This is a genomic window from Nocardia vinacea NBRC 16497 (genome assembly GCF_000308835.1).
GTDB lineage: Bacteria > Actinomycetota > Actinomycetes > Mycobacteriales > Mycobacteriaceae > Nocardia > Nocardia vinacea.
In genome coordinates this window covers 101,709-109,431 of record NZ_BAGN01000220.1, presented here as the reverse complement: position 1 = coordinate 109,431, position 7,723 = coordinate 101,709, and the positions used below count along the sequence as shown (strand labels likewise).

Genomic DNA, 7,723 nt, shown 5'->3' with positions numbered 1-7,723 from the left:
CCGGACTTCTGCTGCGCGCCCCGCTCGCGGGCGGCGGTTCCGCGGTGTTGTTGCAACACCGCGCGCCGTGGAGTCATCAGGGCGGCACCTGGGCGCTGCCCGGCGGCGCCCGCGACAGCCACGAGACCCCGGTGCACGCGGCGGTCCGCGAGGCATGGGAGGAGGCGGGCATCGATCCCGCCGATGTTCGGGTGCGCGGCGAGCGAATCACCGCGACGGCATTGAGCGGCTGGACGTACACCACCGTGGTGGCCGATGCCGTGATGACCCTGCCGACCAGTCGCAACCGGGAGAGCAGTGCGTTGGCCTGGGTCCCCGAGGACGAGGTCGACAGCCATCCGCTGCACCCCGGCTTCGCCGCCTCCTGGCCCGCGTTGCGGGCGGCTCCGGCGCGCGTCTGCCTCGACGACATCGACGTGGACGACGCCGATACGGTCGCGGCTGCGCTGCCTCGCACCGTCGACCTCGCCGATCAGGGCTTCGTCTGGTTGCACGCCGAGGCCGAAGGTCCCGGTGCCTACGCCCGCATCGTCGACGCGGATTTCGATGCGACCGATGCCGTGCAGGCAACCGCGAATTCGGAGACCACCCCGGCCGATTCGATCTTGTCGCTCACCCGAGTTCAGGTGCTGTCCTGAGGATGCGCTCAGCGTGCACTTTTCGCGGAAGGCGCACGCTCTGAAGCGACACTGCTCCGAGAGCAGGCCGGCCGAGGTGCACAGCATCATCCGAGATCGCGCAGCAAGTCTCAGCCGAGGTGCACAGCGTCATCTGAGACCGCGCAGCAAGTCTCAGCCGAGCTGAGCTCTCTGCAGCAGCGCCGTCTTCAGCTGCCGCGCCGCCGCCTCCGGATCGCGCGCATCGGTGATTGCGCGCACCACGACAACGCGCTCGGCTCCGGCGGCCAGCACCTCGGGTAGTCGCTCGGCATCGATGCTGCCGATCGCGAACCACGGTCGGGTCGGGTGGGCGTCTGCGGTGGAGCGCACCAGATCCAGGCCCGCCGCCTGACGTCCCGGCTTCGTCGGCGTGGCCCACACCGGTCCGGTGCAGAAATAGTCGACATTCTCGTCGACCGCCGCGAGTCCGGCCTGCGCGCGGTTGTTGGTGGATCGCCCGATCACCACGTCGGGTCCGAGAATGCGTCGCGCGTACCAGGGCGGCAGATCGTTCTGTCCGAGGTGCAACACGTCGGCCCCTGCGGCGAGTGCGATATCGGCACGGTCGTTCACCCCGACCAGTGCGCCGTGCCTACGGGCCGCGGCCTTCAATTCGGCGAGGGCGCCGATTTCGGCCTTGGCCTCGAGCGGGCCGAACTTCGCCTCACCCGGCGAACCCTTATCCCTGAGCTGAATGATGTCGACACCGCCCGCGAACGCGGCCTCGGCGAACCTGGCCAGGTCGCCCTTCTCCCTGCGTGCGTCCGTGCAGAGATACAGCCGGGCGGTAGCCAAACGCTCCCTGGGCGGTAGGGACCGGAACTGGTGGGAGGGTTGCACGTGCTCGACCGTAGTCGCGCTACCGTGGGGATGCGAATAGTGAGGCAGGTGGATCGAATGCGGACTCTGGCCGTCGTCGGTGGCGGCGCCATCGGACTCGCCGCCGCCTGGCGGGCGGCCGAGGCGGGGTGGTCGGTCACCGTATTCGATCCCGTCGTCGGATCCGGCGCCTCCTGGGTTGCCGGGGGGATGCTCGCACCACTGTCCGAGGGCTGGCCGGGGGAGGATCTGGTCCTGGAATTCGGCGCCGCCTCACTGGCCCGCTGGCCCGAATTCGCCGCGCGACTCGAATCGACGACCGGTGTCTCGGTATTCGTCGCCGATGAAACCCTGACCGTCGCGCTGGATGGCGCGGATGCCGCCGATCTCCGCACGGTGGCCGAATGGGTCGGTGCTCGAGGCCATGAACTCGAGGTACTCGACCGAGCCGGTGTGCGCGCGCTGGAACCCGCGCTGGCTCGCACCGTGCGCGCCGGTCTGCGCGCCGCCGCCGAACCCGCCATCGACAACCGACGACTGCTGGATGCACTCCAAAAGGCTTGTGGCACAGCTGGAGTCAAGCTACGTGCCGAAACGGTCGAGGCGGTGAACGCACTGCCGCACGACCAAATCGTGCTCGCCGCGGGCGCGGCATCGTCACTGTTGTGGCCCGGTCTCCCGGTCCGCCCGGTGAAGGGCGAGATCCTGCGCCTGCGCCATCGTCCGGGCGCGACACCCCCGCCACAGCGCGTGATTCGCGCGCGAGTGCACGGCAGGCAGGTCTATTTGGTGCCGCGCGCGGACGGAATCGTCGTCGGCGCAACACAATACGAGGCCGGTTACGACACGACGGTGACCGTCGCCGGTGTCCGCGACCTGATCGCCGACGCCGAGGCGGTGCTGCCCGGTATCGGCGAATACGAATTGGCCGAGGCCAGTGCCGGATCCAGGCCGGGCACCCCCGACAACCTGCCACTGATCGGACGGCTCACCGACCGGATCGTGGCGGCCACCGGCCACGGCCGCAACGGCATGCTGGCGGTGCCGCTCACCGTGGACGCGGTGCTGAGCCTGCTCGGCGGCACACCGCTCGATGACGCGAAAGCTGCCGATCCCCAACGTTTTTCGACGGCGCACCCGCCGTCACTCGCTACATCTGCAGGAGGAGTTCGATGACCTCGGTCCCCATCGGTGTCACCGTGAACGGGCAGGACCACGAATTCGACCAATCCCTCACGGTGCGGGAACTGCTCGATCGTCTCGGGCTGCCGTCCCAGGGGGTCGCGCTCGCGGTGGACGGTGCGGTCTTCCCGAAGTCCCGCTGGGACGAGCCGGTCGGCCGCGGCTGGGAGATCGAAGTGCTGACGGCGGTTCAGGGTGGCTGACGCATTGGAAACCCCTGACGCGCTGGAGATTGCGGGCAAGCGGTTCGGCTCCCGCCTCATCATGGGCACCGGCGGCGCCGAGAATCTCACCGTGCTGGAGGAGGCGCTGGTCGCCTCGGGTACCGAGCTCACCACGGTCGCCATGCGCCGGGTCGACGCCGTCGGCGGCACCGGCGTCCTGGACCTGCTCAAACGCCTCGAGATCATGCCGCTGCCCAATACCGCGGGCTGTCGGACGGCGGCAGAGGCGGTGCTCACGGCGCAACTGGCCGCCGAGGCGCTCGACACCAACTGGGTCAAACTCGAGGTGATCGCCGACGAGCGCACCCTGCTCCCGGACCCGATCGAATTGCTCACCGCCGCAGAGCAATTGGTCGACGCTGGATTCGTCGTGCTGCCGTACACCACCGACGATCCGATCCTGGCCCGCCGACTGGAGGACGCGGGCTGTGCCGCCGTCATGCCGCTGGGCGCCCCGATCGGCACCGGACTCGGCATCGGCAACCCGCACAATATCGAGATGATCGTGGCAGGCGCGGGCGTCCCGGTCATTCTCGACGCGGGCATCGGCACCGCGAGCGATGCCGTGCTGGCCATGGAGCTCGGCTGCTCGGCCGTCCTGCTGGCCACCGCCGTCACCCGCGCTCAGCAACCCGCCCTCATGGCGGCCGCTATGAAAGATGCGGTCAATGCCGGTCACCTGGCCCGTCGCGCGGGCCGCATTCCCAAACGCTTCTGGGCCCAGGCCTCCTCACCGGCTCGGTGAGTCGGGGGTGCCCCTGGTCAGGCGCTAACGCATGGCTCGGCGGCATCCCCAGGTCAGGTGCGTGAAGAGAGCGCCGGAAGCCGCGCATACTCGTACGGCCGCACGCACATGCCCGTAGGCTCGGGTCATGGCGGATCTCGGCGAACGCCTGCAATCGGTTCGGAAGCGGCGTGGACTGACGCAGCGGGAGCTTGCACAGGCTTCGAACGTCTCGGTGTCGCTGGTCCGCAAGATCGAGCAGGGGGAGCGCGACGACACCCGGATCGAAACTCTGCGCCGGATGGCCGTCGCGCTGGAGTGTCCGGTGTCGGTGTTGCTCGGCCCGAACCCAGGGGCACCGGAGAGTGGTGGCGGCAATCTGTGGCTCCCGACCCGTACGGCCGTCCTGTCGCCGAACCATGTGCAGGACGGTGGGGCAGTAGCCGACCGTGCCATGGCGGAAGCCCTCACCGGGGCCGTAAAGCTGTACCACGATAACGAATACGAGCGGCTCGCCGCCGTTTTGCCTCGGCTGATCGAGGACGGCTACGCCGGGTCTCCACTCATGCGGTCGCGGATTCTGCAGCTCGCAGGTTCGGTGCTGGTCCAGACCCGCCAGCTACAGCCGGCACGCGTAGCGCTAGAGCGGTCCCTGGCCGAAGCCGAAGCAACCGGCAACATGCTGGACGCGGCGTCGGCTGTGGTGACCCTGTGCTGGCTGCTGCTGGTCGAGCGGCAGTTCGAAAAGGTCCGCGAGCTGGCCACGCAATGGGCCGATCGGGTTGAGCCGCGACTGTCGGTGGCCACCACCGAGGAGATCTCGACCTGGGGTTGGTTGCTGTTACGGGCGTCGGCCGCAGCCATCAGGGACAACCGGTCTGACGAGGCCGACGACATGATGCGTCTCGCCCAGGCCGGAGCGGTCGCGGTCCGCCGCCAACCGAGCGGCTACCACCAGTATTGGACAACTTTCGACGTAGCGACGGTCGCGATGAAGCGGGTGGAGAACGCGGTTGTGGACGATCGGCCGGACCTGGCGCTACGACTCGCCCGCAACGTACCGGCGGGACTTCGCCCGACGTCGGACAACCGAAACCGGCATCTGCTGGACGTCGCCCACGCGCATATCGAGCTACGCCGCTACGACGCGGCGTTCGAGACCCTGTTCCGCCTGTCTCGTGAAGCCCGGCCGTGGTTGATCGAGCAGCGGATGGCCCGGGATCTGGTCGGCAGGATCATTGCCCGGCGGCGCACTCTTACCGACGAAATGCGCGAGCTGGCCGATCTGGTTCGCTTGGAATACTAAGCGCACCAACCTCTTTCGTCTGCCCGTTGCTTTATGGCCGCGTGACTTCGTTGTGGCACTTCAGCAATGTTGCTCGGCAAAGTGCCATTGAGTGCCGTAGGTCCCCGGTGTGACGCTCGAGGTAGCACGCGCCGCCGGGTCGATGTCTTCGGCACCTCGGCGGCGGGTGTCCATCACGCCGACGAGGGGGTACATGCGATGCGAGAAGAGCCGACCGCGTTGGGATGGGTCGACCTCGATGTCAGTCCGGCGGCGGACTGGGATGTGGCGCAGGTTCGGCGCCTGGCGCAGCGGCTCGGATATGCGCTGATCTGGCCGCCGGAGTTGTCGCCGCTTCCGCTGGTCGACCAGGTGCGCTGTGCTGATGTCGATGCGGTGATCGCGCCGTCGCTCGAACACCTGAATGTGCTTGCGGTGAATGCGATCATGAGCGTGGCCGACGTGGAGATCGTGCTGCCGCGGCTGTCGTTCCATCGTTGGGCGGCGGTCGCGCCTGCCGGGCCGCGGCGGTGAGCGCGACGGTTGCGTTCGAGTTGGCTGTGGCGGTTGGGTTGCCGCTGGCGGTGCTTGTCGGCGCGGTTTGCTGGCCGACCCATGGCCGCGATGACGAGGACGACGAATAGACAAGGCCCAATCGACACAGCAGGGTGTCGGCTCCAGAAACAACGATGGGTTTGCGGCCCACAGTCGCCGCTCACGTCCAGCGGCTGGTATGTGGCGGCCCGCTCGGAGCCCCGGCTCGTTAACGGGCGCATCGGTCGGGGTGATTCCCTGATGCGGCTCGGGGCCGATGGGATCGCTCGTCATCCTCGAGGATGATTGAACTCGGCACCATTTAATGACGCGCGTGGCCGCGCGATGAGGAAAGCTGGTCACCATGATCGAGCTGAGGGGCCTGACCAAGCATTACGGGCAGACCGTCGCGGTTCAAGATCTCTCCTTCACCGTTCGACCCGGACAGGTGACGGGCTTTCTTGGGCCGAACGGCGCCGGTAAATCCACCACCATGCGGATGATCCTCGGCCTGGACAAGCCCACCGCGGGCACCGCATTGATCCAGGGCAAGCCGTACCACGAGCTGGACCATCCGCTGCGCGCCGTCGGTGCGCTGCTGGATGCCAAGTGGGTGCATCCGAACCGTTCGGCCCGCGCGCATCTGCAGTGGATGGCCGCCTCCAACGAAATCGCCATGTCCCGCGTGGACGAGGTGTTGCGGCTGGTCGGCCTGTCCGAGGTGGCGGGTAAGAATGCCGGTGGCTTCTCCCTCGGCATGTCGCAGCGGCTCGGCCTGGCCGGGGCGCTGCTCGGCGATCCGCCGGTACTGCTGTTCGACGAGCCCGTGAACGGCCTGGACCCCGAGGGCATCCTTTGGATCCGCCGATTCATGCAGCGGCTCGCGGCCGAGGGGCGGACCGTGCTGGTCTCCAGCCATCTGCTCTCCGAAATGGCCCAGACCGCAGAGCATTTGGTCGTGATCGGACGCGGTCAGCTGATTTCCGATTCGACCACCCAGGAATTCATCGAGCGCGCCTCGGAACAGTCGGTGCGCGTGCGCAGTCCGCAGCTGGAGCAATTGCGCAGCCTGCTCACCTCCAATGGCATGACCGTTCGCGAGGACGGCACGGGCCAGGACGGCGCGGCTTTGGTCGTGGCCGGGGTGACCAGTGACGCGGTCGGCAAGCTGGCCGGTTCGAACGACATCACCCTGTACGAGTTGGCGCCGCAGCGGGCCTCGCTGGAGGAGGCATTCATGCGGATGACCGGCGGCGCGGTGCAGTACCACGGCGAAGGCTTCGACCAGGTGATGGGAGGTGCGCTCTGATGGGCGTGCTGGCAGCGGAACGTATCAAGCTCACCTCGACCAGGTCGCCGTGGTGGTGCTCGGCGATCGTGGTGGTCCTCGCTCTCGGCCTGGCCGCGCTGTTCGCGGCGGTGGCCCGCTCGTCGTCGGGCAAGGAGAATGCGCTCGACCTGACCGTCGCCACCGCGGTCGGCGGGATCAGCGGATTCGGCGTGATGGTCCTGATGATCATGGCCACCTTGACCGTGACGAGCGAATACCGCTTCGGCATCATCCGGACCACCTACCAGGCGACACCGCATCGCGCCAAGGTGATCGCGACCAAGGCGGGTCTGGTCGGCGTGTACGGCGCGGTGCTCACCATCGTGCTGGCCTTCGCCGCCTTCGCGATCGCCAAGGCGATCGGTGGCGACGCGAGCAACAACCTGACGCTCTCCGGTGGCGATGCCTGGCGCGAGATCTACGGCATTCCGATCTATGCCCTGCTCAGCGTCATTCTCGCGGTCGGTATCGGTGTGCTGGTCCGGCAGTCGGCCGCGGCGATTTCGCTGATCGTGCTCTGGCCCCTGCTGATCGAGCCGCTGCTCGGCGCGTTCGGCAGCTTCGGGCGCAATGTGCAGCCGTTCCTGCCCTTCGCGAATGCGAGCCACTTCTACAGCGCCTCGGAATCGACGGCGAACTGGCACTGGGGACCGTGGGGCGGCCTGCTCTACTTCGCGGCTTTCGTCGCGATTGTCTTCGGCGGTGCACTGGTTATGGTCAACCAACGCGATGCATGATTGAACTACCCGAGTTGCCCTCCCTCGCCGCTCGGGTGACGGGTGCCGACCTTGTCGGGAGGTCCGAGCGCCCCGCGCACTGTCCGCCACTGCCCGGTGGACGATGCGAACATCGGCCCGGTGTGTGAATCCCCTTCCACACCGGGCCGGTGTTGGTATCCGGGCAATCCAGGCAGTATGTGAACATCCCGGAAACTAAGCCCGGCACCGCTTCCATCCAGAATCGATG

At 67.8% G+C, this 7,723-nt stretch carries 9 protein-coding genes; 8 read left to right on the top strand and 1 reads right to left on the bottom strand.

From position 1 onward, the window contains the following. The coding region (locus ON44_RS31410) for an NUDIX domain-containing protein (protein ID WP_040696727.1) at nt 1-638 on the top strand (638 nt) is incomplete at its 5' end. Between the two features lie 153 nt (nt 639-791). Here ON44_RS31410 and thiE read toward each other — a convergent pair. After that, entirely contained in the window at nt 792-1,499 is a 708-nt protein-coding gene (thiE, locus tag ON44_RS31405) for a thiamine phosphate synthase (protein ID WP_040696724.1), read from the bottom strand. Between the two features lie 57 nt (nt 1,500-1,556). On the opposite strand from thiE, the gene thiO reads away from it, so the two are divergent. The 7 genes from thiO to ON44_RS31370 all read left to right on the top strand — a co-directional run bounded on the left by thiO (nt 1,557) and on the right by ON44_RS31370 (nt 7,494). Then, nucleotides 1,557-2,654, top strand: coding sequence for a glycine oxidase ThiO (thiO, locus tag ON44_RS31400; RefSeq protein WP_040696808.1), 1,098 nt, complete (start codon nt 1,557-1,559; stop codon nt 2,652-2,654). After that, nucleotides 2,651-2,863, top strand: coding sequence for a sulfur carrier protein ThiS (thiS, locus tag ON44_RS31395; protein ID WP_040696722.1), 213 nt, complete (start codon nt 2,651-2,653; stop codon nt 2,861-2,863). Before thiO ends, thiS begins: the two co-directional genes overlap by 4 nt. Beyond that, entirely contained in the window at nt 2,856-3,629 is a 774-nt protein-coding gene (locus ON44_RS31390; RefSeq protein WP_373283226.1) for a thiazole synthase, read from the top strand. Before thiS ends, ON44_RS31390 begins: the two co-directional genes overlap by 8 nt. Nucleotides 3,630-3,756: 127 nt before the next feature. Then, entirely contained in the window at nt 3,757-4,914 is a 1,158-nt protein-coding gene (locus ON44_RS31385; RefSeq protein ID WP_040696719.1) for a helix-turn-helix domain-containing protein, read from the top strand. 198 nt (nt 4,915-5,112) lie between these two features. Continuing rightward, nucleotides 5,113-5,427 (top strand): hypothetical protein, encoded by a 315-nt coding sequence (locus ON44_RS31380; protein ID WP_040696804.1) that lies wholly within the window; start codon nt 5,113-5,115, stop codon nt 5,425-5,427. A gap of 364 nt (nt 5,428-5,791) precedes the next feature. Next, entirely contained in the window at nt 5,792-6,736 is a 945-nt protein-coding gene (locus tag ON44_RS31375) for an ABC transporter ATP-binding protein (RefSeq protein WP_040696718.1), read from the top strand. After that, nucleotides 6,736-7,494 carry an ABC transporter permease gene (locus tag ON44_RS31370; RefSeq protein WP_040696716.1) on the top strand — a complete coding sequence of 253 codons (759 nt, stop codon included), beginning with the start codon at nt 6,736-6,738 and terminating at the stop codon, nt 7,492-7,494. Before ON44_RS31375 ends, ON44_RS31370 begins: the two co-directional genes overlap by 1 nt. The last annotated feature ends 229 nt before the right edge of the window (nt 7,495-7,723 follow it).